Annotated in this window: 22 protein-coding genes; 18 read left to right on the top strand and 4 right to left on the bottom strand. The window is 51.8% G+C overall.

The genetic code is table 11. From position 1 onward, the window contains the following. Positions 1 to 86 precede the first annotated feature (86 nt). From MKZ24_RS29925 to MKZ24_RS29905, 5 genes are all read left to right on the top strand, one after another. Positions 87 to 401 carry a helix-turn-helix domain-containing protein gene (locus tag MKZ24_RS29925; RefSeq protein WP_052416735.1) on the top strand — a complete coding sequence of 105 codons (315 nt, stop codon included), beginning with the start codon at positions 87 to 89 and terminating at the stop codon, positions 399 to 401. Positions 402 to 406: 5 nt separating this feature from the next. After that, a complete protein-coding gene (locus MKZ24_RS29920; protein ID WP_081956422.1) occupies positions 407 to 1,339 on the top strand; it encodes an IS3 family transposase in 933 nt (310 codons plus the stop codon). A 357-nt stretch (positions 1,340 to 1,696) separates the two neighbouring features. Then, positions 1,697 to 2,890, top strand: coding sequence for an IS256 family transposase (locus MKZ24_RS29915; protein ID WP_340788064.1), 1,194 nt, complete (start codon positions 1,697 to 1,699; stop codon positions 2,888 to 2,890). A gap of 237 nt (positions 2,891 to 3,127) precedes the next feature. Beyond that, the gene (locus MKZ24_RS29910) at positions 3,128 to 3,442 is read left to right on the top strand and encodes a helix-turn-helix domain-containing protein (protein WP_052416735.1); all 315 of its coding nucleotides are present in this window, start codon (positions 3,128 to 3,130) and stop codon (positions 3,440 to 3,442) included. Positions 3,443 to 3,447: 5 nt separating this feature from the next. Next, positions 3,448 to 4,380: an IS3 family transposase gene (locus MKZ24_RS29905; protein WP_081956694.1), complete on the top strand. Its 933-nt coding sequence runs from the start codon at positions 3,448 to 3,450 to the stop codon at positions 4,378 to 4,380. Positions 4,381 to 4,686: 306 nt separating this feature from the next. Here MKZ24_RS29905 and MKZ24_RS29900 read toward each other — a convergent pair whose 3' ends face one another. Further along, complete coding sequence (locus MKZ24_RS29900) at positions 4,687 to 5,730, bottom strand: HAMP domain-containing sensor histidine kinase (protein WP_340789441.1); 1,044 nt, start codon at positions 5,728 to 5,730, stop codon at positions 4,687 to 4,689. Then, positions 5,727 to 6,401 carry a response regulator transcription factor gene (locus MKZ24_RS29895; RefSeq protein WP_042233733.1) on the bottom strand — a complete coding sequence of 225 codons (675 nt, stop codon included), beginning with the start codon at positions 6,399 to 6,401 and terminating at the stop codon, positions 5,727 to 5,729. Before MKZ24_RS29895 ends, MKZ24_RS29900 begins: the two co-directional genes overlap by 4 nt. Before the next feature lie 230 nt (positions 6,402 to 6,631). Here MKZ24_RS29895 and MKZ24_RS29890 point away from each other — a divergent pair, with 230 nt between their 5' ends. From MKZ24_RS29890 to MKZ24_RS29875, 4 genes are all read left to right on the top strand, one after another. Further along, complete coding sequence (locus MKZ24_RS29890) at positions 6,632 to 9,010, top strand: ABC transporter ATP-binding protein/permease (RefSeq protein WP_042233735.1); 2,379 nt, start codon at positions 6,632 to 6,634, stop codon at positions 9,008 to 9,010. A 178-nt stretch (positions 9,011 to 9,188) separates the two neighbouring features. Further along, a complete protein-coding gene (locus MKZ24_RS29885) occupies positions 9,189 to 10,115 on the top strand; it encodes an ABC transporter ATP-binding protein (protein WP_340789438.1) in 927 nt (308 codons plus the stop codon). Next, positions 10,112 to 11,266 (top strand): ABC transporter permease, encoded by a 1,155-nt coding sequence (locus MKZ24_RS29880; RefSeq protein WP_340789436.1) that lies wholly within the window; start codon positions 10,112 to 10,114, stop codon positions 11,264 to 11,266. Before MKZ24_RS29885 ends, MKZ24_RS29880 begins: the two co-directional genes overlap by 4 nt. After that, positions 11,263 to 11,610: a hypothetical protein gene (locus MKZ24_RS29875; protein ID WP_042233742.1), complete on the top strand. Its 348-nt coding sequence runs from the start codon at positions 11,263 to 11,265 to the stop codon at positions 11,608 to 11,610. Before MKZ24_RS29880 ends, MKZ24_RS29875 begins: the two co-directional genes overlap by 4 nt. A 40-nt stretch (positions 11,611 to 11,650) precedes the next feature. Here the strand turns inward: MKZ24_RS29875 and MKZ24_RS29870 are convergent, their stop codons facing one another. Beyond that, complete coding sequence (locus MKZ24_RS29870) at positions 11,651 to 11,941, bottom strand: hypothetical protein (protein ID WP_039308497.1); 291 nt, start codon at positions 11,939 to 11,941, stop codon at positions 11,651 to 11,653. 166 nt (positions 11,942 to 12,107) lie between these two features. Next, positions 12,108 to 13,598 carry a DHA2 family efflux MFS transporter permease subunit gene (locus MKZ24_RS29865; protein WP_445324179.1) on the bottom strand — a complete coding sequence of 497 codons (1,491 nt, stop codon included), beginning with the start codon at positions 13,596 to 13,598 and terminating at the stop codon, positions 12,108 to 12,110. Between the two features lie 234 nt (positions 13,599 to 13,832). Between MKZ24_RS29865 and MKZ24_RS29860 the strand changes: the two genes are divergently transcribed. The 9 genes from MKZ24_RS29860 (at position 13,833) to MKZ24_RS29820 (ending at position 24,833) form a co-directional block, all read left to right on the top strand. Next, complete coding sequence (locus MKZ24_RS29860; RefSeq protein WP_042233747.1) at positions 13,833 to 14,414, top strand: TetR/AcrR family transcriptional regulator; 582 nt, start codon at positions 13,833 to 13,835, stop codon at positions 14,412 to 14,414. A gap of 96 nt (positions 14,415 to 14,510) precedes the next feature. Then, the gene (locus tag MKZ24_RS29855) at positions 14,511 to 15,338 is read left to right on the top strand and encodes a metallophosphoesterase (RefSeq protein WP_042233749.1); all 828 of its coding nucleotides are present in this window, start codon (positions 14,511 to 14,513) and stop codon (positions 15,336 to 15,338) included. Between the two features lie 447 nt (positions 15,339 to 15,785). Further along, positions 15,786 to 17,393: an extracellular solute-binding protein gene (locus MKZ24_RS29850; RefSeq protein ID WP_042233751.1), complete on the top strand. Its 1,608-nt coding sequence runs from the start codon at positions 15,786 to 15,788 to the stop codon at positions 17,391 to 17,393. A gap of 100 nt (positions 17,394 to 17,493) precedes the next feature. Beyond that, a complete protein-coding gene (locus MKZ24_RS29845; RefSeq protein WP_042241837.1) occupies positions 17,494 to 18,396 on the top strand; it encodes an ABC transporter permease in 903 nt (300 codons plus the stop codon). Positions 18,397 to 18,432: 36 nt separating this feature from the next. Continuing rightward, positions 18,433 to 19,305 (top strand): carbohydrate ABC transporter permease, encoded by an 873-nt coding sequence (locus MKZ24_RS29840; protein WP_042233753.1) that lies wholly within the window; start codon positions 18,433 to 18,435, stop codon positions 19,303 to 19,305. Positions 19,306 to 19,330: 25 nt separating this feature from the next. Next, on the top strand, positions 19,331 to 21,034 hold the full coding sequence (locus MKZ24_RS29835; protein WP_042233755.1) for a hypothetical protein: 1,704 nt from the start codon (positions 19,331 to 19,333) through the stop codon (positions 21,032 to 21,034). A gap of 108 nt (positions 21,035 to 21,142) precedes the next feature. Further along, on the top strand, positions 21,143 to 21,361 hold the full coding sequence (locus MKZ24_RS29830) for an ROK family protein (protein ID WP_042233757.1): 219 nt from the start codon (positions 21,143 to 21,145) through the stop codon (positions 21,359 to 21,361). After that, positions 21,354 to 22,532, top strand: coding sequence for an MFS transporter (locus MKZ24_RS29825; protein WP_042233759.1), 1,179 nt, complete (start codon positions 21,354 to 21,356; stop codon positions 22,530 to 22,532). The genes MKZ24_RS29830 and MKZ24_RS29825 overlap by 8 nt, the downstream gene beginning before the upstream one ends. A gap of 63 nt (positions 22,533 to 22,595) precedes the next feature. After that, positions 22,596 to 24,833: a helix-turn-helix domain-containing protein gene (locus MKZ24_RS29820; RefSeq protein ID WP_340789429.1), complete on the top strand. Its 2,238-nt coding sequence runs from the start codon at positions 22,596 to 22,598 to the stop codon at positions 24,831 to 24,833. Positions 24,834 to 24,992 lie beyond the last annotated feature (159 nt).

The following is a 24,992-nucleotide window of genomic DNA, read 5'->3' as shown; positions in this document are numbered from 1 at the left end:
AGGGGCAGAAGCTCCACAGCCCCCTAAAGAAGTTGGAGTCCTCCCCCACAAAAATGTAGACTGAATACAAGAGGAGGAGGAGCACAATGGGACACCTAACAGGAACAAGAGAGAAGGCAGCGCAAGAGGTGTTGTCTGGCATAAAGGCAGCGGTGGTTGCCCGGAAATATGGGGTGACCCCAGCGACGGTGAATCAGTGGGTGAGAGACTACCGAGGGGCCCATGGGGAACAAGATCATCCGTATCCCCAGGAGCAGGTGGAGGAACTGAAGCGCCTGCTGGAAGTGGAGCAGAAATACGAGAAGGCCGTCAAGATGCTCGGCGAAAAGGAGTTAGAGATTGAGATTCTCCGTGAACTGCTAAAAAAGCCAACCCCTGCTTATCCGAAAAAATCGAGGTAGCCGACATGTTCATTAAGCAGGGGAATACAGCGGCCTTAGTGCTGCGTCTCATAGGGCTAGCGGAGTCCACGTACTACGACCGTAAGAAACGCAGGTCACTGTCCCCAACAGCCGTTCAAGGGGGGCGTGGAAGGCCCCAGCCAGGCTACTCCTTGACCGAGTCTGGCGAGAAGATTAGCGACGAGGAAATCCAGGAATGGCTGCTGGAATTAATCGCTGGAGAAGAGCACGTGTACGGGTACAAACTGCTGGCCAAGTGCTTGTGGAACCAGCACCGGTTGAAGCTCAATCACAAGAAAAGCTACCGGCTGTGTCAGGCGCTGGATATCCTGCAGCCCCAGCGTCAGAAGCGCTTTAAGCATCCCCGGAAGCTGCCGGAGAACCGGTTCATTACCGGAGCGGGCCAACTCTGGCAGATGGACATTAAGTACGGTTACGTGGTGGGCCGTGACAGGCACTTCTTTGTCCTGAGCATTATCGATGTGTTTACCCGTGTCATCGTCGGCTACCACCGGGGATCGTCGTGTGAGGCGAAGCATGCCTGCCAGACGCTGGGACGCGCCATGGAGCAACACTGCGCCCCTGACAGCGCACGTCCGGTGATTCGCACCGACAACGGACCACAGTTCGTCAGCCACCTGTTTGGCGACATGTGTGAAAGCTGGGAAATGACCCATGAACGCATTCCGCCTCGAACGCCGGATTTAAATGCTTTTATTGAATCGTTCCACAGCAATATCGATCGGGATTTGTTCCGCAAAGAGGCCTTCGACACGTTCGAAGAGGCCTATGAAGCCGTGGACCGGTACATGGACTTTTACAATAACCGCAGAATGCATACGAGTCTTCGCAACATGCCGCCAGCTACCTTTGCGGAGTGGGTGCTGACCCTAGAAGACCGCTCCGGCTTCTTCTGGCCGAGAGAAAAAGCGAAATAAAGAGCAAGGCTACGACAAGTACCGATTTTATACGGAGGACTCCGGGATAAGGGGGTCGCACCGGAAGTGCCCCTGAATCCGCCGAAAGCAGGCGGCAAGCGGGAATGAGGGGCAGAAGTGCCCCTGAATCCGCCGAAAGCAGGCGGCAAGCGGGAATGAGGGGCAGAAGTGCCCCTGAATCTGCCGGAATCAGGCGTCAGGTGGAAATGAAGGGCAGAAGTGCCCCTGAATCTGCCGAAATCAGGCGGCAAGCGGATGGCGTAAAATAAGTTGTGTACCAGTATTTGGAGCCTAGTCAGGCAACAAAAAAGTAGGGTATCCTCGGGATTGCGAAACCACCAAGGAGGAACCCTACCAATGACTATTTTACCCGAAAGTTCACTGAATAATCTATTTGAAAAACTTGTTAAAGAGTTTGTGAAAGACAACTTGGAGTCCATCATGCGTGCTGAAATGCAGGCGTTCATGGCGAGCGAAGAAGCAGGTACACGCAATAGCCGTAACGGATACTACACCCGAAACTTGCACACGAAATACGGCAATCTGGAGGACCTGGAGGTCCCCCGCGACCGTCAAGGATTGTTCCAAACTCAGATGTTTGAGCCGTACCAGCGGCGGGACGGTTGGCTGGAGGAAGCCGTGATCCAGATGTACAAGTCCGGCATGGGGACGCGGGATGTGGCCCGATTTATTGAAAGCATGTTTGGGAGCCATTACTCTCCAACGACCGTCAGCAACATTACCGCTACCGTCCTGGACGATATCCACCAGTGGCAGAAACGACCACTGAGCAAGCGCTATTCTGTGATCTACCTGGATGGGCTGTACGTGAAGCTCAAACGGGGGACGGTCCGTGGCGAGGTGGTTTATTTTGCGATGGGGATTGACGAAGAGGGACAACGTCAAATCCTCGGGTTCTACGTCGGCGGTCAAGAGAGTTCGAACGGCTGGCGGGAGGTGCTGAAAGACTTGTACGACCGTGGAGCCCAGGAAGTGTTGCTGGGTGTGTTTGACGGACTTCCCGGGCTGGATGCGGCGTTTAAAGAGACGTACCCGCAGGCGGATGTGCAGCATTGTGTGGTGCACAAGGTGCGGGCCACGTTCCCCAAAATCCGGATCGAGCACAAAACCGATGTCCTGGAAGCCCTGAAGACGGTGTATACCGCGCCGGATGAGGTCGTGGCTCGGGCTAACTTTGATACGGTCAAAGCGAAGTGGGGCAAGCTGTATTCGAAGGAAATGAAGTCCTGGGAAGAACAGTTATCCACGCTGCTGACGTTCTACAAGTACCCGGAGCCCATCCGCAAAGCGATCTACACGTCGAATCCGATTGAGCGAATGAACAAGGAAATCCGCAAACGGCTTAAACCGATGAACAGTTTGACCAATATGGATGCCGCTGAGAAAATCGTGTATCTGGAAATGCTCGACTACAATGAACGTCATGCGCAGCGGGTCGTTCCTGGCTTTGGGATGGAAACCGTCAAAAAGAAGCTAACCGAGCTATTTGAAGCACGCTACCCTTCCTTACCTACACCGGAAGAAGAATAGCGAATGAATCCAGTTTCTGGGGGTCGGGGGAACCCCGACCCCCAGAAACACCTGCACCCCAACCCGTAACCCGGGGAGGTACTTTTACTCTCTTACACAAACTTCTTGACGTTACCGGCAAGCGGGAATGAGGGGCAGAAGTGCCCCTGAATCCGCCGAAAGCTCCACAGCCCCCTAAAGAAGTTGGAGTCCTCCCCCACAAAAATGTAGACTGAATACAAGAGGAGGAGGAGCACAATGGGACACCTAACAGGAACAAGAGAGAAGGCAGCGCAAGAGGTGTTGTCTGGCATAAAGGCAGCGGTGGTTGCCCGGAAATATGGGGTGACCCCAGCGACGGTGAATCAGTGGGTGAGAGACTACCGAGGGGCCCATGGGGAACAAGATCATCCGTATCCCCAGGAGCAGGTGGAGGAACTGAAGCGCCTGCTGGAAGTGGAGCAGAAATACGAGAAGGCCGTCAAGATGCTCGGCGAAAAGGAGTTAGAGATTGAGATTCTCCGTGAACTGCTAAAAAAGCCAACCCCTGCTTATCCGAAAAAATCGAGGTAGCCGACATGTTCATTAAGCAGGGGAATACAGCGGCCTTAGTGCTGCGTCTCATAGGGCTAGCGGAGTCCACGTACTACGACCGTAAGAAACGCAGGTCACTGTCCCCAACAGCCGTTCAAGGGGGGCGTGGAAGGCCCCAGCCAGGCTACTCCTTGACCGAGTCTGGCGAGAAGATTAGCGACGAGGAAATCCAGGAATGGCTGCTGGAATTAATCGCTGGAGAAGAGCACGTGTACGGGTACAAACTGCTGGCCAAGTGCTTGTGGAACCAGCACCGGTTGAAGCTCAATCACAAGAAAAGCTACCGGCTGTGTCAGGCGCTGGATATCCTGCAGCCCCAGCGTCAGAAGCGCTTTAAGCATCCCCGGAAGCTGCCGGAGAACCGGTTCATTACCGGAGCGGGCCAACTCTGGCAGATGGACATTAAGTACGGTTACGTGGTGGGCCGTGACAGGCACTTCTTTGTCCTGAGCATTATCGATGTGTTTACCCGTGTCATCGTCGGCTACCACCGGGGATCGTCGTGTGAGGCGAAGCATGCCTGCCAGACGCTGGGACGCGCCATGGAGCAACACTGCGCCCCTGACAGCGCACGTCCGGTGATTCGCACCGACAACGGACCACAGTTCGTCAGCCACCTGTTTGGCGACATGTGTGAAAGCTGGGAAATGACCCATGAACGCATTCCGCCTCGAACGCCGGATTTAAATGCTTTTATTGAATCGTTCCACAGTAATATCGATCGGGATTTGTTCCGCAAAGAGGCATTCGACACGTTCGAAGAGGCCTATGAAGCGGTGGACCGGTACATGGACTTTTACAACAATCGCAGAATGCATACGAGCCTTCGTAACATGCCGCCAGCTACCTTTGCGGAGTGGGTCCTGACTCTAGAAGACCGCTCCAGCTTCTTCTGGCCGAGAGAAAAAGCGAAATAAAGAGCATGTCTACGACAAGTACTGATTTTATACGCAGGACTCCGGGATAAGGGGGTCGCACCGGCAGAAGTGCCCCTGAATCCGCCGGAAACTGGCGGCAAGCGGGAATGAGGGGCAGAAGTGCTCCTGAATCCGCCGAAAGCAGGCGGCAAGCGGGAATGAGGGGCAGAAGTGCCCCTGAATCCGCCGAAAGCAGGCGGCAAGCGGGAATGAGAGGCAGAAGTGCCCCTGAATCCGCCGAAAGCAGGCGGTCAGCGGCACGAGGATCTACAAGAGTCCTCCGCCCCGGCTCCCGCTCCGCCCCGCTCACGCCCCCGCAACCGGCAGCTTGATCGTAAACGCCGAGCCTTGCCCCGGCTCGCTGCGCACCTCAATGGTTCCCTTGCTTAAGCTGATGATGCGCGCGGTCAGCGGCAGGCCGAGGCCGTTGCCTCCGGCCGCGCGGGCGGGGTCGCCCTGATAGAATTTCTCGAAGATATGCTTACGCACCTTCGGAGTCATGCCGATCCCGGTGTCGGAGATGATCACGGAGATCCAGGAGCTGTCCGCTTGGATGGAGACCGAGATTTCCCCGCCTTCCGGCGTGAATTTGATCGCATTGCCAAGCACATTGAGCCACACCTGCATCATCAGCTCTTCATTTCCATAATAGCGCTGCTCCTCCAGGTCGAGATTAAGATTAAGCTGTTTGGCAGACCAGAGGGACTCCAGCAGCAACAACGCCTGGCGGAGCTGCTCATCCAGAGGGTATTCAGCCAGCTCGGTAAGCATTTCCTGATTTTCGAGCTTGGATATTTTGAGAATGTTGCCGGACAGATTGGACAGCTGCCGTGAACTCTCAATAATCATCCCGGTGTATTCGTCATGCTCCTCTTTGCTCAGGTTCTCTTCCTGCAGGAGCATGGCGTAGCCTTCGATAGCCGCAATAGGGGTCTTGAATTCATGAGACACATTGACTACGAAATCATTGCGCAGGGTCTCAATGCTGCGCAGCTCCTGTACCATGAGATTGAAGTGATGTGCCACCTCACTGATCTCATTGACGCGGTGCGACTCATTCAAATAGATATCGAAGTTGCCGCCGGCGATCTCCTTGGCCGCTTTGCTGAAGTCCGTAATCGGGGACAATATTTTGCGGCCTACCATAATGCTGATAGTGGTCCCGATGACCAGACTGAATAACATCATAGTCAGAATAGGCGGGAAGGGGTTTCCGTGCTCCCAGGTGTTATTTTCTACCCGGAAATACAGTAAGGCCAGCACAGCCATAATGAAGACAAACGACAGAATGATGATGAATACCATGGATACAAAATACCACCACAGGCCACTGTTTTTGCCGCTCCTCATCCCCGTTTCACCGCCTTATAGCCAAGCCCCCGGACGGTGACGATTTCAAAATCAGCGCTATCCCTGAAACGCTCACGCAGGCGGTTAATATGAACCACCACCGTGTGCTCATCCGATTCGGAGTCCATCCCCCATATTTCATCCATCAGCTGCTGCTTGGTGAAGATTTTATTCGGATAAGAGATCATTTTATAGAGGAGATAGAATTCCTTCTGTGGAAGCAGGATACTCTCAGGCCCCTGAATTACAGTTAACGTATCGTAGTCCAGCACGGTTTCTCCCCATTCAATTTTGCGCTCGCTGATGATTTTGGCCCGGCGCAGCAGCGCCCCGACACGCAGGATCATCTCATTCACATTGATCGGCTTGACCATATAATCATCGATCCCGACGAGGAAGCCCTGCTGCTTATCGGCAAAATTCTCCCGCGCCGTCACCATAAGAATGGGAAGCTGCTGATCATTGTCCCTAAGCGTCCGTGTCAGCTCGAAGCCATCCATCCGGGGCATCATTATATCGCAGATAATCAGATCAATATATTCCTTATCCAGCACGTCCAGCGCATCCTCGCCATTCACGGCCGGCAAAGCCTGGTATCCATTTCTGGTGAGTACGGTACAGAAGAGCTGGCGTAACTTGGCATCATCCTCAACCACAAGAATATTAAACATAAGGTCTCCTCCTGGAACGGTTCCATGTTATTCAACGTATAGCTTGTTTATATATGGTTTTGGGCCCCCTCGAAGCCAAAGTACTTGTTCTAGTATACCTCATCAAGATCAAGTCAAGCTCAACTGGGAGTTTAGGTTTAGTTTATATTGGGCGGCTATACTGGGGTACAGTAAGACTAGAAGATTTCAGAGAGACTAATGATTACAGGGATGGAAAGGGAGATCGGACAATGCTGCAATTAAAAAACATCACCAAGAGCTACAAGACCGGCGAATTTACACAGGTTGCACTGGATAAAGTAAATCTCAATTTCAGAGAAAGTGAATTCGTCGCGATTCTGGGCCAAAGCGGCTCGGGTAAGACCACGCTGCTGAATATCGTCGGCGGGCTGGATCAGTATGACAGCGGAGAGCTGATCATCAACGGCCAATCGACAGAGCGCTTCAAAGACAGCGAGTGGGATGCGTACCGCAATAATAGTGTCGGCTTTATTTTTCAAAGCTATAATCTGATCTCACATCTGAGCATTACAGACAACGTGGAGATGGGGATGACGCTCAGCGGGATAGCTTCAGCTGAGAAGCACCGCAAGGCGCTTGAAGTACTGGAGAAGGTTGGACTTAAGGATCATGTGCACAAAAAGCCGAATCAGCTGTCGGGCGGACAGATGCAGCGTGTAGCGATTGCCCGTGCGCTGGCGAACAATCCGGACATTATCCTTGCGGATGAGCCTACAGGTGCCTTGGATTCAGAGACCAGTGAGCAGATCATGGAGCTGATCAAGACCATTGCGGAGGATAAGCTGGTGATCATGGTTACCCATAATCCGGAACTGGCAGAGAGCTATGCAGACCGCGTCATCCGCTTCTCGGACGGTCATGCGATCTCCGACAGCAATCCGCTGGCCACGCAGAAGACCTCAAGTGCGTATAAGCTGAAGCAAACGAGTATGAGCTTTTTCACAGCACTGAAATTATCCGGTAAAAATATCGCCACCAAGAAATGGCGTACGGGGTTGACCGCTTTTGCCTCAAGTATCGGAATTATTGGCATCGCGCTGATCCTGTCCTTGTCCAACGGCTTTGATAAACAGATCAGCTCATATGAAACCGGCGCACTCTCCAACTTCCCGGTCTCGATCAACCAGACGGCGATAAATTTGCAGAATGCTGGCCCTCCGGGTCAAGAGTCAACGGAACTTACCTCTTATCCTGTTGATAAAAAGCTCTATCCGTATGACCCGACCGTGAATTCAGCCATGCATACGAATGTGCTGACCAAGGAGTATATGGAGTATCTGGATGGAATTGATCCGAAGCTGATTGACGGCGTTTCTTATACCCGCACCGTGAATATGAACTGGCTGGTTATGGATGGGGACAAGGCAACCACTCTGGATAAAAGCAATATTACTGTAGCCCCGTATCCAAGCAAACAGGGCAGCGCTTCGGGAAGCTATCTGGAGCAATATTACGATCTGCTGGAAGGATCATTCCCTACAGAGAAGACGGATCTTGTGCTCATCGTGGATCAATACAACCGTCTGACCGATGCTGCAGTGGATGCTCTGGGGCTGGATTATAAAGCGGAGAGCATCAATCTGAGCGATCTTGTAGGAACTCAATTGAAGCTGATAATGAACAATGATTATTATAAGAAAAATGGCGAGCAGTTTGTTGTCAATGGGACAGCTGCTGATCTGACCGGTCTCTACAATAGTCCTAATGCCGTGACGCTGAACATTGTTGGTGTTCTGCGCGGGCAGGAAGGTTCCAGCATTTCTACGCTGTCTCCCGGCATTGTCTATTCCGATGAGCTGGCCGCTACGTTCATTGCCGATGCACAGAAATCTGAGATTGTACTTGCACAGGAAGCCGCAGATACCAATGTATTGACAGGGCAGGCCTTGTCAGAAGGGGTAGCCGGCATGGCTTCGAGTGGTGCAATGGGCGGTTCTCCCCTCATGAACGCTGGTATGGCAGCAGCAGGCAGTATGGCTTCCTTGACTAAAGACGATGCACTTGCCGCTCTGGGGGCAACTGAAATTCCAAGCGCAGTCTCGCTGTACCCGATTGATTTCAGTGCCAAAGAATCCGTTACAGCCTATCTGGACAAATGGAATGAAGGGAAGGCAACGGAGGATCAGGTGCAGTATACCGATCTGGCGGCTATTGTCACCAACATTTCCGGCGGGATTATGGACGGAATCACGATGGTACTGATTGCTTTTGCAGCGATTTCCCTCGTGGTCTCACTGATTATGATCGCGATCATCACTTACATTTCTGTTATGGAGCGGACGAAGGAGATCGGCGTACTGCGTGCGCTGGGTGCCCGCAAGAAGGATATTACACGGGTCTTCAATGCCGAGACCTTCATTATCGGGGCTTGCTCGGGGATTCTGGGGATCGGCATTACCTACCTGCTGACCATTCCGGTTAACGCGATTCTGTATAACCTGACGGAGCTGAAGAATGTGGCTCAGCTTAACCCGCTGCATGCGCTCATTCTAGGCGTGATCAGCGTCCTGCTGACCATGCTCGGCGGTGCGATTCCGGCCAAGATGGCAGCGAAGAAGGACCCGGTTGCTGCACTGCGCAGTGAATAATAGACCGTAGTCCTGACAATCCGGACAAAATTTCAAGAAATCCAAAGGGCGTACATCCCTTTGGATTTTTTTGTCATTGATCACAGACGAATAGAGTATTGTGGGATAAAATAACAGAAATGAGAGTTTCTTTTGGTATGAGGCCCGTATCAGAACTGTTCAGGAGAGTGTGAGAAGAGTGAATGATATACTATTAGAATTAAAGGAAGTGGATAAAAGCTTTGGCAGCTTTAAGGCAGTTGACCACTTGTCCTTCACGGTGAGGCGGGGTGAAATTTTCAGTCTGCTGGGCCCAAATGGTGCCGGCAAAACAACGGTCATTCAATTAATCGCCGGTACATTGGAACCGGACAAAGGGGATATCCAAATTGGCGGTATCCCGTCCCGGAGCAACCGCTCTTTGAACAAGCGGGTGGGAGTCTGCAGTCAGGAATTGCAGCTGTGGCCGCTGTTAACCTGCGAAGAACAGCTTCATTTTGTAGGGGATTTGAATAGAATGGATAGGCAATGGATCAAACAACGTACAGCTATGCTGCTGGAAAGCGTCGGGCTCGCGGATAAGCGTAGGGTGCTGGCGAAGAATTTATCCGGGGGCATGCAGAGAAGGCTGCATATCATTCTGTCGGTCCTTCATGATCCCGAGCTGATCATCCTGGATGAACCCGAAGCCGGGCTTGATCCGCAGAGCAGGGTGCTGGTTAGAGATTTCATCACATCGCTGTCGCGTTCCAGTGCTGTGCTGCTTACTACGCATAATATGGATGAGGCACAGCGCCTGTCTTCCAGAGTAGCTGTGATGGACCGGGGAAGAGTACTGGTCTGTGACACGCCCGCTATGCTTCAGCAGAAGATTGCTCCTGAGGAGACGCTGGAGATCTATTATCAGGAGCCTGTGCAGAGGACAGCGCAGCTGGATTCACCGGAATATACTGTACAGTTCAATGATACAAGCATCTGCATTAGAGGGGATCGCCTGACTGCAGCAGTTCCGCGTATTCTTAGCCGGCTGACCTCCATATACGGTAATCCGTTAACTTTCACTCTAAGGCAAAGTACGCTGGAAGATGTATTCATTAAGCTGACGGGAAGGTGCTTGCGGGAATGAGAGTGTGGGCGGTGTTCAAAAAAAGCTTAGTGGAGCAGTTTCGGGATTACAAGGCGGTCCTGCTAACCATTCTTTCACCCATTGTCTTTATCGTCATCTTCGGGCTGGCTTTCGGACAGGGATTCTATACTTATTCGCTGGCGATATCGGATGAAGATCAGGGGGGGCTCGGCGGCAGCCTGGTGCAGCAAATCGTAAGCAGCGAGTATCCGAACGGAAATACGATGTTTAAGACCATTCAGGCGGATTATAACAAGCAGGAGTTACTGGATGGGGTTAAAAAAGGTAGATATGATGCGCATTTGTACATTCCGCCCGGCTTCAGTGAGTCGCTCCTCAGTAACGGGCGTTCCGGCCAGTCCTCACAGGTACAGGTGAAGCTGCTCGGCAATCCGTCCAATCTGACGTACAGCTTCATCAGCAGCTTCGTGGAGAATTATATTCATAATTTTGTGTGGGCGAACGGCACGGCGGAGAGTCCGGTGCAGATTGTATATGAGGAAACCGGTGAAGTGAAGGTCCATTCGGAATTTGAGAATATGGCTCCGGGGCTGATGGTATTTTCGGTCTTTTTCCTGTTGATTCTAAGCTCGATGGTGGTGACGAGGGAGCTGGAGAACCGGACGATTCAGCGGATTATGCTGTCCAAGGTCAGAGCGTTTGAATTTTGCGCAGGCGTCAGCCTGTCACAGATGGTGCTCGCAGCGATTATGCTGCCCCTTGTTTTTGCTTCCAGCCTATTGCTTGGCTTCTCATCCTCCGGCTCCTATGCGCTGGCTTACCTGGTCAGCCTGATCGCAACCTTCTCAGCCATCGGCATCGGGCTGATCATCGCGGCATTTTGCCGAACTTCATTGGAGGCCTTCATCATCGGCAATGTGGTGGTGACGCCTATGATGTTCCTGGCCGGGATTTTTTTCAAAGTTCCGCCGGTTAAGCTATTCGCGGTTATGGGCAAAGAGATTGAGCTGCTGACACTCATACCGACACTTGATGCTGTAAGCGCGATGAACAAGATTCTGATTAACAACGCCAGTTTCAGCGAGATTCTTCCAGAAATTATTGTGCTTGTGTTGTTATCTGCGGGCTATTTCTTAGTGGGAGGGTATTTGTTTAGTCGTAAAATTATGCACTCAGGAGGGGTAAAATGAAAACCAAAACCAGTAATAGCGTCACTATGACGGCGTACTTTCTTGTGCTGGCGGCTGTTATTACATTGCAGGATGTATTCACGAATTACAATCTGAGGATCGTATTATCTTTGGCGCTAGCCATTGTCTTTGCCTACATCATTTCAAGAAGTGCCATTCAGCAGCCGTCATCCTACAGAGCGATAACACGGTTATTAATTGCTTTCTTTGTCTTTACCTGTGTATATCATATCCTGCTATCCGTAGCCTTAGGACAGAGTATATTTGCTAATTACTATTGGGGCTTCTTATGCGTAATCTATTTGTTAATCTGGCTGCGTGTCCGCTTTAGCCCGCAAAAATAATATCTGGCATGGCTTCACGGACATAGCCGGCAACAGCGGATTACTCCGCAGGCGGAAGCTGGGCGCGCGTGGACTTCTTTTTGTTAATCTCCTTGGACAGCTCTAAATGCTGCTGGGAGATTTTTTTGAGTTCTGCCTGTAATTTAGTGATCCGGCTCATTTTGCTGCTAAGTGCGCTGGGGGAAGTGCTTAATTTACAGTCTTTTTCGATCTGGTTAATTTTGAGCCGGGTCTTGTGGGTCTTCTTCTGGAGCTCCGCTATACCCGATTCCATCTCTGTGATTTCCTGATTTAAGCGGTTAAGCATAGATTTCGTGAAGCTAATAGCCATCCGGGCACCTCATACTCTTCTTCTAGAATGTACAGCCAAGATATTATTGTACTACAAGCGTTTGGTTTATGCGAGGAACCCGGCAGTAACGGTTGTGCCGTCAACAAAAAAGGGGCTATCCCAGGCAGCTATTTCATGGCTTTTGGGATAACCTCTTTTGCATAACCTAGACTTCCTTGGCAACAACCGTCTTTAGCTTCATTTCGGGTTCTTTCTCCGAGGCCTGGCCTACCTTCTTGATGAAGAAGGAGAGTAGCAGGCCGATGATGCCGATACCCACAATGACCAGATACGCATCATTGATACCCTGGATGGTAGCTGCTGTAATCATATGCTCCTTAGTGTCTTGCACGCCACTGACCATCATATCCTTCATGTGGGTAGTGGTACGGCTGGTCATTACGGTGACCAGCAGGGAAGTACCCACAGCGCCGGCCACTTGTCTTACAGTATTCGAGATGGCTGTACCATGCGAATTAAGCTTGGATGGCAGCTGGTTCAGCCCGAGGGTCTGAATCGGCATGAGCAGCAGCGCCATCCCGATCCGTCGTCCGGTGGACATGAGCATCAGATAGGCATAGCTTGTCGAGTCGGTCAGATTCACGAAGCTCAGGGTTGCGAGGATCGTGATCAGCAGGCCGATAATGGCCAGCCACTTCGCACCGAAGCGGTCAAACAGCTTGCCGGTAACCGGCATGAGCAATCCCATAATGACTGCGCCGGGAAGCAGCAGCAGACCGGATTCCATCGCTGTGAAGCCGCGGGCGTTCTGCAGGTAGAGCGGCAGCAGCATCATATCTGCATACATCACAATCGTAACCATGACACTGATAAGGGTGGTCAGGGAGAACATATTATACTTGAAGGCCCGCAGATCCAGCAGCGGACTTTCCGAAGCCAGCTGTCTCCATACGAACAAGCCGAGGGAGATAACACCTGCAGCCAGCGACAACAGTACCTCTGCGCTCGACCAGCCAGCGCTGGCCGCCCGGCTGAAGCCGTACAGCAAGGTTCCGAATCCGATGGTGGACAGGGCCACGCTGGTTAAGTCGACTTTTGGATAAGAACGCTCTGCTACATTTCTCAGATAAACAAATCCGCAGACAATAACGATAACCGTAAGCGGAAGCATGCCGTAGAACATAGTCTCCCAAGAATAGTGTTCCATAATGTAACCGGCCAGTGTAGGGCCGATCGCCGGGGCGAAGATAATGGCGAGTCCGACCATACCCATGGCGGCGCCTCTCTTCTCACGCGGGAACAGGGTTAAGATGACATTGGTCAGCAGCGGCATAATAATACCGGCACCGGCTGCCTGAATCATACGTCCGGTTAGCAGAATCGGGAAGCTTGTCGCCATAGCTGAAACGACCGTTCCTGCGAAGAAGATAAACATAGATGCCTGGAACAGCTCGCGTGTAGTGAAACGCTGCATCAGATAAGCAGTGATTGGAATCAGCACACCGTTAACCAGCATATAGCCGGTGGTCAGCCACTGGGCCGTTGCGGCCGTGATATTGAAGTCATGCATTAACTCCGGTGTGGCAACGCTCATTATCGTCTGATTCAGTGTGGCCAGAAAGGCGCCAAGAATCATTACGAAAAGAATAGGTCCCTTTTTGATGGAACTGTCTTTTATGTCTGTCTTGTTACTCACTATTCTCCATCCTTTCCAATCGCCGAATCATGGACTAAATTTACAGTGTGTTGTATAGTTTACAATGTATAAAGTAGATTATAGATGAAATTTTCATGTAATCAAGCAACGATTTCTGAAAAACTGTTTATTAGTTTACGATTAGGCTACAACTGTAGTTTATATAGGCGATAAACGACATTTTATTGAAAAGTGTAGTCTGCGATTTGAACGTTGAAGAATGGAGTGATTAAAATGACGAAAACTCCCCCGCATGTGGACCCGCGTGTCCTGCGTACACGGCAATTGCTTAGAGAGGCTGTAATTGATCTGATGGAAGAAATGAGCATTGAGAAAATTACGGTCAACCGCATCGCGGAGCGGGCCAAAATTAACCGGGTGACCTTCTATCTGCATTACCGGGATATCCCCGATATGATGGAGAAGATGGCGGATGATATGGCCGAGGACGTGCTTCAAGTGGTAAGCGGTTATATGGGGAATGCTGAAGCAACTGAAGGAGAACAATGGCCGATGCTGGAGCGCCTGCTGACGCATATTGCGGAGAACGCGAAATTTTATAAAATTGTGCTAACGTCGAGGAAGAGTACGATATTCACCGATCGTCTGTTCAGGCTGATGGCGGATATCATTTCCACCCGGGTGGAGAGAAGATTGGCTACCCGCAATGCTTCTGAAGTAACGGTTCAGAAGGACATTGCCGTATGGTACGGCTCTGCAGCCCTCATCGGTACGATCATCGCCTGGCTCCGGGAGGATATGCCGTATTCGCCGCAGTATCTGGCCAAACAGATCACTTCGCTGCGTTCGAGCTAAGGAAAGTCCATAGGTCCAAGAACCGCCAATTCATCCCGCATATAAATAGTAGATATTACTGTGCATCGCGAATCTGTTGATATGAGGTGGTTCCAGGTGAATAGGCAGGCACGTCCAAAGCGGAAACGGGTAATTCCGGCAGGGCAGCAAGCTGTACCCCGGGTAAAGCGCAGAGTGAAGGCCCAGGCCGTCGAATTTGCGGTGTTTGGCGACAGCCATGTGGGATACGGAAACAGCTTGAGTATTTTTAAAAGTCTCTTGCCCAAAGCAGTGGGCAGCGGCAATAAACGCTTTATCATCTTTGGCGGAGATAATGCACAGGCAGGAGCGGATCACGGGAATAATGCGAACGCGTATTACAAAGAATTCAAGAATACAGTAACAAGCACGCTCGGAAGCATCCCGTATAAGGCCTCTATAGGAAATTGGGAGGCAAGCACCCGGTCCCTATTTACGCAATACTTGGGGGCGGTTACCGGACAGATGAATTTCCCAGGGACACAAGGTAAGGTGAAATATGTATGGCTTGATTGTGCTCTGGGACAATTCACTCCGGCGAGTATCACCCTGCTGCGCAATCTGGATGACCGGTATTTCTATATTATTGATTTCCACTGGCCGCTAAGAGTGCAGGGAATTACGGTTGATTCCAGCCATGTGCTCAGCGCTGCGGAGACATCCAGATTCTTCTCGGCGATTCCGGTAAAAGCTAGAGATAAGGTCCTGGCTATCTTCACACATCATGGACATAAATTCTACCGGAAGCTTAGCAATATTAATCCGGGATACCCACGGACGAAATTCTTCGTATGCGGCTGCTCGGGAGACTATAAATGCAAGCCGGATGGAAACATGGGTTACTATAATGCCAAATTAACCAGCAGCGGCTCCGGATATAAAGTCGACGCGTATATTGCACACTGAGTCTGTTCCGGCTCCAGGTTATATTTAGTAGAGAAGAGAGTGTTCCTGCGGGAGCATTCTTTTTTTGCAAATATAAGAATTTATATATTTCACGCTATAAATTATCGTTCTATTTCTCGCTGAAACGGTACCGTCCTGTATAAGGACGGCAAAGCCGTTTCTACTTGCTGCCTGGAAGGCATAGCTGACATACACTAAGGCCAAAATAAGCAGAATTTGCTATTGTATATGGCAGATAGGGGAGTTGAAAGCAGTTTGTTTGGACGATAATTGTTTGTTTATAAGCTTTTCTTACATATATGACATGTGTTTTAGGGTGGAAAATGGTTTATTGTGCACTTATCTTAACTCATGTAATACTAGGTGACATCAAAGGTGCTTGCAACAAGTTAATCGGCAACTGAAGATAAGTTTTCTGACATTGATAAGGGGAAAGGTGATGAGAGAATGACAACAAGAGGGTCTAAGAAATGGGCAAGCCCGGCAATAGCGGTGCTGATGGCCTCCACAATGCTGTTATCCGCGTGTTCTTCGAAGGAGGATACGGCGAGCGGCAATGCCGGTTCCGGTTCTCCTGAGCCTGCTACATTAAAGGTAGAGGTGTTCGACCGCGGAAATACGCCTTCCGGTTATACGATCTCTGACAGTTACCTGACCAGACTTGTGCAGGAACGGTTCGGTAAGCTGAACAATATTGATGTAGAGTTCGTTCCTGTTCCCCGTTCAGAAGAAATTCAGAAGCTGAATGTGCTGATGGCCAGCAAAAGTGAAGTGCCTGACATCGTGTTCACCTATGATTCGGGAACATTCAACCGGTATGCCGAGCAGGGCGGGCTTACGGATCTTACAGAGCTTATTGACGAATATGCCCCGAACCTGAAAAAGTTCCTCGGCGAGGACACGTTGGCTTACGGACAATACAACGGCAAGCAATTTGCGCTTCCGGGAAGAAGGCTTGTGCTTGGTAAATACGCCGGATATGTCCGCCAGGATTGGCTGGATAAGCTGGGACTGCCGGCACCGACGACTACGGAAGAGCTCTACACCACACTTAAGGCGTTTAAGGAGCAAGATCCGGGCAACACCGGCGGTAAGGTGATTCCGTTCGGAGTAAGTCTCGCAGCTGCGCAGTATGAACCGCTGATCTGGTCGTTCATCAAGCCGCTTACTGATGAGCAGCGGTATACGCTGACCCAGCAGCTGGGCTCAAGCGATTACCCGGCGCTGCTGCCGGGCTTCGAGGATGCGCTGAAATTCATGAATAAGCTCTATAATGAAGGGCTGATGAGCAAGGACTTCGGTCTGGATAAAGATAAAAAGCAGCTGTGGCAGAGTCTGCAGAATGGTCTGGTAGGCTTCTATACAGAGGATGCCGGTGAGCCGTACTTCACCTGGAACGACTTCTATGAGAATCTGCAGACCCATGTGCCGGGTGCCTCGATCACGCCGGTAGATACCTTCACGAATGCGGCGGGTGAACATGCCAAACCGGCCTATGCACCCAATGCAATGTATGTCATGATCCCGAAATCAAGCAGCAATGCTGTAGCGGCGCTGAAATATCTCGACTGGATGGCTTCGGACACGAACCTGTTCGATATCCAGTTCGGTGTGGAGAATGAGAACTACACCCTTGTGAACGGAGTTCCGGTTGTTAAACCGGATGCGACCTCTGAAATTACGGACCGTCTGTATAACTTTGGAGATATTGCGGTAATTGTTAATGGCAAATTTGCCGGTGATGATGCCAAGAATGAAGCGGCTTACATTGCCCAGACTCCGGAGAAGTTCCAGGCGGACATGAAGAAATCTGTTGAAATCTCTAATGTTGACACCATTCAGCCGGTACGGTTCGGCCATCCGATTGAGGCTGAAGCGAAATACGGAACGGCGCTGGCCGACAAGTTCCAGGAAATTATCGTGAAGATGACCATGATTAAGCCAGAACAGTTCGAGAGCACTTATGATTCGATGATCAAAGATTATATGGCGAGCGGCGGTCAGGCGATTCTCGATGAACGTACGGCAGCTTATAAGGAAATGACGTCCAAATAAACGGACGGAGCATAAGAAAGAGAAGGGTATGCGCTATGGAGGCCGGTCAAGGCCTCCAGCCGCTGCCGCAGACAAAGGGCAGGAGAGGGGAGTGGAGGCAGTGAAGAACACGACTTACTTACGCAGAAACTGGCAGATATACGCTTTGCTTATGCTGCCGGTCATTTACTTTCTGATTTTTAAATACGGGCCGATGTACGGGGTGCAGATAGCGTTCAAAGAATTTAACTTCTTTGAAGGTATCGCCGGCAGTGAATGGGTCGGGCTGGATATTTTCCGCGAGGTCTTTCAGAGTAACGATTTTTTCAAAGCACTGCGCAACACGCTACTGCTCAATCTGCTGGATCTGATTATTTCTTTTCCAGCACCGCTGATTCTGGCAATTATGCTCTATGAGCTGCGGATCATCTGGTTCAAGAAATTCGCCCAGACCATTCTGTATGTCCCTCATTTCATCTCTTGGGTCATTATCGGCGGCATCGTGCTGCAGGTATTCGGCACAGAGTCAGGCTTCATCAACAACCTGCTGACAGGTATGGGGCTGGACGCTATTCCGTTTCTCTCCAACAAGCATTACTGGCTGATCACGTATTTGCTGGTCGGAGTGTGGCAAAGTGCAGGCTGGGGAACCATTCTATACCTGGCGGCATTAACCGGCATCAACAAAGAGCTGTTCGAAGCCGCAGAGGTGGACGGAGCAGGCCGCTTCAAGAAAATCTTCCATATTTCTCTGCCGGGCATCAAAACAACGATTGCTACCCTGCTCATTATCAACCTGGGCAATATGATCTCCATCGGCTTTGACCGGCCGTTTATCGTCGGCAATGTAGCCGTCCGCGATTACTCCGAGGTGCTCAGTACCTTCGTATACCGTGTCGGCATAGAATCCGGACAAATCTCACTGGCAACTGCAGTCGGCTTATTCCAGGCGCTGGTAGGTCTGATCTTCCTGCTCGGTGCGAACTATGCATCCAAGAAGCTGGCGGATGAGAGCATACTCTAGTCAGTCCAAAGCAAATAGAGACGAGGGGGAACAACGATGAGCGAACGCGCATCAAACCGGATATTTGATATCCTTAATGTCTTGATCATTATTGCCGCTATTCTTGTGTGTCTGCTGCCCTTTGTTCATATTATTGCGATCTCGCTCAGCTCCAGCCGTCCGATCATGTCGGGCCTGGTGACCTTTTTTCCGCGGGAATTCACTTTTGAGGCCTATACCAAGGTCTTCTCCGATATGTCGATGATCCGTTCACTGGGCTTCACGATTATGCTGACTATTCTGGCTACCGTGCTGTCGATGGCCATGACAATAGCCGTTGCTTACTCTTTGTCCAAGAAGGAGCTGCGCGGACGAAAATGGTTCATGCTGATTATCGTCGTTACGATGTTCTTCAGCGGAGGCATTATTCCGGATTATATCCTGATCCGGAACCTCCACCTGCTGGATACCGTCTGGGCGCTGGTGCTGCCCGGTTTAATCAGCCCCTTCTATATGATTATCCTGATATCCTTCTTCAACAGTATTCCGAAGAGCCTGGAAGAGGCAGCGGAGATTGACGGGACGACGCATCTGGGCACCTTGTTCCGCGTTATACTTCCGTTGTCACTGCCGTCACTGGCCACATTAAGCTTATTCTATGCCGTAGGCCGCTGGAACGGATTCCAGGATGCGCTGATGTATATCAACCGTCCAGATCTCTATCCGCTGCAGCTGAAGCTGTATCAGATGATCCAGAACAATCAGGTCAGCGAGCTGATGCAGCAGGAGGGTCTGGGTATGGCACAGCTGATGCCGGAGAGCTTGAAGGCGGCAAGCGTAGTCTTCTCCACAGTGCCGATTCTTATCGTATATCCATTCCTGCAGCGTTATTTCATCAGTGGCATGATGGCAGGTGCGGTTAAAGGCTGAGGAAGACGAATAGGAGGGAGATACCGTGACACAGGCGATGATCGACAGGCTTACGGAAAGACAGCGCCATCTGGTAGAGCAGGCGATGGCGCTGATGGATTCATTCTATGACGCAGAGATGGAGCTGCTGATTGATGAGGAGCAAAGTGACCGGCATAATACGCGCAGCAGTGCGCACTATGCACTGGGACTGCTGATCCGCAGCGGTGAGGGTGATCATGAACGGGCAGTGGGGCTGCTGAATAAGGTCATGGACCTGCAGTTTGACTGCCCGGATGAGATTTATCACGGCACCTTCCGCGTGTCGCCCCAGGCTGCGCTGCCACCGGCCGGGAACTACAATTGGAAGGAATTCGCACCGGGTTTTGCATACTTTCTCAGTGAAACTACTGACAAAATCGGCAAGCGGCTCGGCACCGCACTTTCCCGGGAAATAAGTCAGGTTCTGCCGGATTTTGATGAGCTGGCGGTTAGGAGATATCTGCAGTCTGCAGTGGATGAGGTTCTGCCTCCGGTATGGAAGAGCTATGACCCGAACTGGCGTGAGTTCATCGCCAGCACGTTTGCGGTGATTCTGGGCGAGTTCGGTGATGTACTCCCGGCGGAGCTTGTCTCACGCATGGACGAATCCATGCAGCTGGCAGTCTCGGCTTCCATCGACCGGCGTCTCTCCGATGCCGTGCCGATGAACTCCAATATTGAGCTGATGCACATCTTTATCGTCCATTATTACGGGCACAGGTTCGCCCGGGAGGACTGGACCCGCCATGCTGACCAAGAAGCCGCTGCATTCCTCGCGGCCTATGCCGAATTCGGCTCAATAGCCGAGTTCAATACAACGACCTATTACGGCGTTGACCTTACGGTGCTGGGCTTATGGAGAACCTATGGATGTTCTGCCGCTTTCAGGGAAACCGGGCAGACACTGGAGCGGGGAATGTGGAACAACATTGCCTTGTTCTATAATCCGGTACTGGAGAATCTGTCGGGACCGTTCTCCCGGGCTTATGAGATGGAGATGACCGGACACAGCTCCATCGGTGTGTTCCTCTATCTTGCGCTGGGGGCAGGCTACGAGCATCTGGCTGCACCGAACTGCGAGACAACACATGATCCGCTGATTGCGCTGGCTGGCGTTGACATTCCGGCTGAACTAATGCCGCAGTTCGTAAGCTTTGGCGGGAGCCGCAGAGTGGAGAAGCAGTTCCGCGAGCTGTGTGAGCGGGACAAGCCGGGAGAGAACCGCAATCTCTGCACCGCTGCGGCCTGGATCGGGGAGAAGCGGATGATCGGGGCGATGTCGGGGAGCCGCAATACGAACGGCCAAATGCATCCGGCGACCATTCACTGGATGGATACCGGCGGTGCCCGTTATGATCTGCGCCTCATCCGCAGGGAGCCGGGCAAGAGCTGGAACAGCCATCTGCGCGGCATGATCTTTGAGGCTACGGCAGAGAAGGATCTGCTGACTGCGGCTGTTCGGCTAGATACAGACGTCCCGGTTGAAGTGTTGTTTGAAATTACCGGACCGGGGCTGGCTGCTGCCCGGATAACGCCAGAGCGCTGGATATTGCCGGCTCTTGGCTGTAGTGTAGTAGCGGCTGCATCGGCCCCGTCCATACAACTGGATGAGCCGGGAGAGAAGCTGGAGATTATCTATCTGCACTGTCCCGAAGACGGCGTGCAGGAGATGACCTTTACGCTGCGGCTGGACCCGGCTTCAGAATAGATAAGGCCTGTGAAGATAGACCTCAAGCAAACGGCGAGGTCTATCTTTGCCTACAATGGGGCATCCGCAGAAAGCGGAGAGCCTGAATATGGAAGGTGGCATACAGAAATGGCAGAGGCGAGAGTAACCCGGATTTACGCCGGTATTGATGTCGGCAGCACCAAAACAATGTTCTGCGTCACCGGCGGCAGTGGAGAAATTCTGCTGCTGGAGCGGAGAAGTACGGCGGCGTATGAAGCCCCCGGACCGTTTATGGCTTGGCTGTCTGGTGAATTAGCGCATCTGCTGCGGCCATCTTGTGGTAAAGGAAGAATGCAACATGGATGATACGGCAATCATACCTCTGGAAGCCAGGACCGAGCTGCTGAAGCTGCGCTTATTATATTTGCTATCGGGTCTTGCAGGCGGACTTTTTAATCCCTATCTAACGACCCTGTTTGTACATCAGGGCATCGGGGCCAATGTCGTGGGGGTGCTCATGTCGATCGGAACGCTGCTGTCCATCACAGTTCAGCCGGTATGGGGCCTTATGGTAGACAGATACCGCCAGACGAAGCTCGTGCTGTTGCTGAGTATTTCTGTACCGGCTGTTTTGTCTTGCTTATACGGCTTCAAGTACACTGCGGTAATTATAATGGCCTATATACTCTCTATAGTCTTTCAGGCTACCCAAAGTCCTGTAGCGGACTCCTATGCTGTTACTGCGGCCCGCAAAGGACGCACCTCCTACGGAACGATTCGCAGCCTGGGCAGTCTTGGCACGGCAATAGGCGGTTATGCCGGAGGATTCTATCTTTCGCATTTTGAAATTACTCAGCTCTGGATGCCGTTTCTGTTCTTGAGCCTGGGCGGGGCGGCAACTGTACTAACACTGTCACGCAGTACGGAGCGGACAGCAGCGGCTATATCACTGTCGCAAGGCATGAAGGAGCTGCTGGGAAATAGGCTGTTTGTGTTGTTTCTACTGGCCTGCTTTTTCGTAAACCAGACGCTTACGGCTTATAATTCCTTCTTCGTCCTGGCGTTTCAGGAGGCCGGGGGCAGTTACTCCCTGGTCGGGACAGCGCTGCTGCTGGCTTCACTTACGAATATACCTTCGATGCTGCTGGCTGACAGAATCCTGAAGCGGATCGGACATGAACGGACGCTGCTGCTGGCTGCCTTCTTTTATGCGCTGCGCTGGGGAATTCAATGGCTGTTCCCGGTGCCGGCGGTCATGGTGGGGATTCAGGTGCTACACGGGTTGTCCTTCGGGCTGTTCTATGTGGCTGCGGTGGAATATGTGGCAGAGGCTTCCGGCAAAAGAATGCAGGCTACCGGCCAAAGCTTGTTCAACATGGTTTTTTCCGGATTGGGCGGGATTGTAGGGAACCTGTTAAACGGTTATTTGTTCTATTCAGGCGGTGCACAGATGATGTATCTGGCCTGCACGGTTAGTGCACTTATCGGCGCGGGCATGCTATATTGGATAAACCGAATGGCCAAATCATCTGTGTGAGCTTTTCTTTCATCCCGCAGGCAAAAGGTTTCGGATTCCATTTCAAGAAGGGCGGGAGTACATATGAAACGAAACTGGTCGAGCAGAATGATGTTCTCCTATTTCCCTATCTTTTTGCTGACCGTGTCGATCCTGATTTTCCTGTCGTTCCTGATTGTGGGCGAGCTTTCACGCAGTGAGACGGACAAAGCCAACCGCATCTCTACCGGCTACGTAGTAGATTCCCTGCAAAATGCGCTGAGTGATGTGGAATTATCCGTGCTCCAGGAGATGGAGACCAATCATGATTACGGCGATTTCCTGAACGGGCTGAGCGATGAGGGCGACCGGACCCGGCTCTATAATTCTGTAAAAGATATGAGTGCTGTCCTCTACCGCAATCAGCTGATTGACTCGATCTATATTTACCGTAAGTGGGATGATAAAGTGCTGACACTCAGCGGGCTGGTGGACAGGGAAGTGTTCGCAGACCGGGAATATCTGAACCAGGCGCTGACGGAGAGCGGTGAGCGGAACTGGAGTGATGTGCGTACGCTGCGGATATTCAGCTCTGACCAGCCGGTGCGGGTGATTAGTATGCCGAAGAAGCTGCCGCTTCCCTTCGGGGCCGAGGGGATGATCGTCGTCAACTTAAGCATGTACCGGCTGGAACAGATGATTGACAGCATGACGAACAGCCAGGTGTCCTTCATGCGTGTGGTGGACGGACAGGGACAGCTGATCTATACGGCGCATGGGGACAATAATATGCAGGAAGGCAGCGTGCTTACCCGCATCTATTCGGATAATACAGGCTGGACCTTTGAGAGCGGCATTCGTGCGGGCGAGTTATTCGCCTGGATGTCGGTCGTGTCGTATGTCTGGATTATTATCGGCATCCTGACCGTCGTGCTGGGCACGCTTTATATTCTATATATCACCCGCAAAAACTACCGGCCGATCCAGGCCATGATGAACCGGATTCAGGCGCTGCAGTTCCGCGAGGAGAGTCTGGACAGCAAGTCGCGCAGCGAGCTTGTGCTGATTGATCAGGCGCTGGAGACGCTGATTAATCAGACGGTAAGCTATCAGGAGCAATATGACGAGAACCTGCTGGTGCAGCGCCGCCAGCTGTTCCTGGATCTGATGGAAGGTGAACGGGGCGATTCCCCGGACGGGAAGCTGGAGCGGTTCAAGCCGTTCACGGAAGAGGCTGAAGCTTATGCGTTTATTGCCGCAGAGATGAACCAATATGACGGGTTCCGCCGCAAATATCCGGCGAAGGAGCAGAATATGCTCAAGCTGACGCTGATGAATCTGTTCCAGGAGCTGGCGGCGGAAGAAGGCTTGCAGGGCTGGGCAGAATGGGTGAGCGGCAACCGGATTGGACTCATCGTCGGGAGTGCTGACAGTCTGAAGGATGACAAAATTACTTTGCGTAAACTCGCGGAACGTTATCTCCGCTGGGTGAGTGACAACCTGGGGTTGTCGCTGGCGATTGGAGTAGGCCCGGTGGTTACCGGCCTGGAGGCCATTTCGGATTCCTGCAAGGCGGCGGAAACGGCACTGCAGCATAAGCTGTCACTCGGTAAAGATATGGTGGTGCTGAGCGACAGCCTGCCTGACCGCTCCACGCTGCATTCCTATAAATACCTGCAGATGCTGAGCGAATTTGTCCGTGAATTCCGGATCGCCGATGAGAATTGGCGGAAGCGGGTAGATGAGCTGTTCGTCTGGTTCAGCGGTGATCAGATCAGGGATGAAGAGATTCGTATGCTGCTGCATATGCTGATCCAGATGCTTGACCGGGAGCTGGGGCAGCTGTCGGACAGCCTGCGGCGGATTTTTGGCGGGCCGAGTCTACAGGGGTATTACAGTGAGATCGAGGCGCAGGCCACGCTGGAGCAGGTTCATACAGTAATGCTGAAGTGGCTGGCGGAAATTTACCGGATCTATGTCTCGGTCAATGAATCGAAGAGCTACCGGGCGATGATCAGCGAGATGAAGGTATATATAGAAGAGAACTTTGATAATCCTGATCTTTCGCTCAAGCATCTAAGCGACCGGTTCCAGATCTCGGGCAAATATGCCAGCCATTTGTTCAAAGAGGAATTCGATATGAAATTCGTCGATTTCCTGACCCAGCTGCGGATGCAGCGCGCGGAATATCTGCTCGCCACAACCAGCGATAATCTGCAGGACATCGCCTTGAAGCTGGGCTATACCAGTTCGATCACGTTCGGCCGGGTCTTCAAGCGGGTCGTCGGGGTTACGCCGGGTGACTACCGCAAGCACCGGATGAAGCCGGGAGCGGAAGATTAAGACAACAGAAAAGGGGGCCCGGTGCATCGTATTTAAGGCGATAACCAGCCGATTGCCAATCCATAGGTGATGGGAGAAGTCGTGTGCCTTATATAATTTGCTGATAATGAGGCCCACTCAAGTTGACGACTGGAGAATTGTTGTATAAACTTGCAACTC

Source organism: Paenibacillus sp. FSL R7-0297 (genome assembly GCF_038009025.1).
Classification (GTDB): Bacteria; Bacillota; Bacilli; order Paenibacillales; family Paenibacillaceae; genus Paenibacillus_AQ.
Note: the sequence above shows the minus strand (reverse complement) of the source record. Positions and strands in the feature narration are given on the sequence as shown.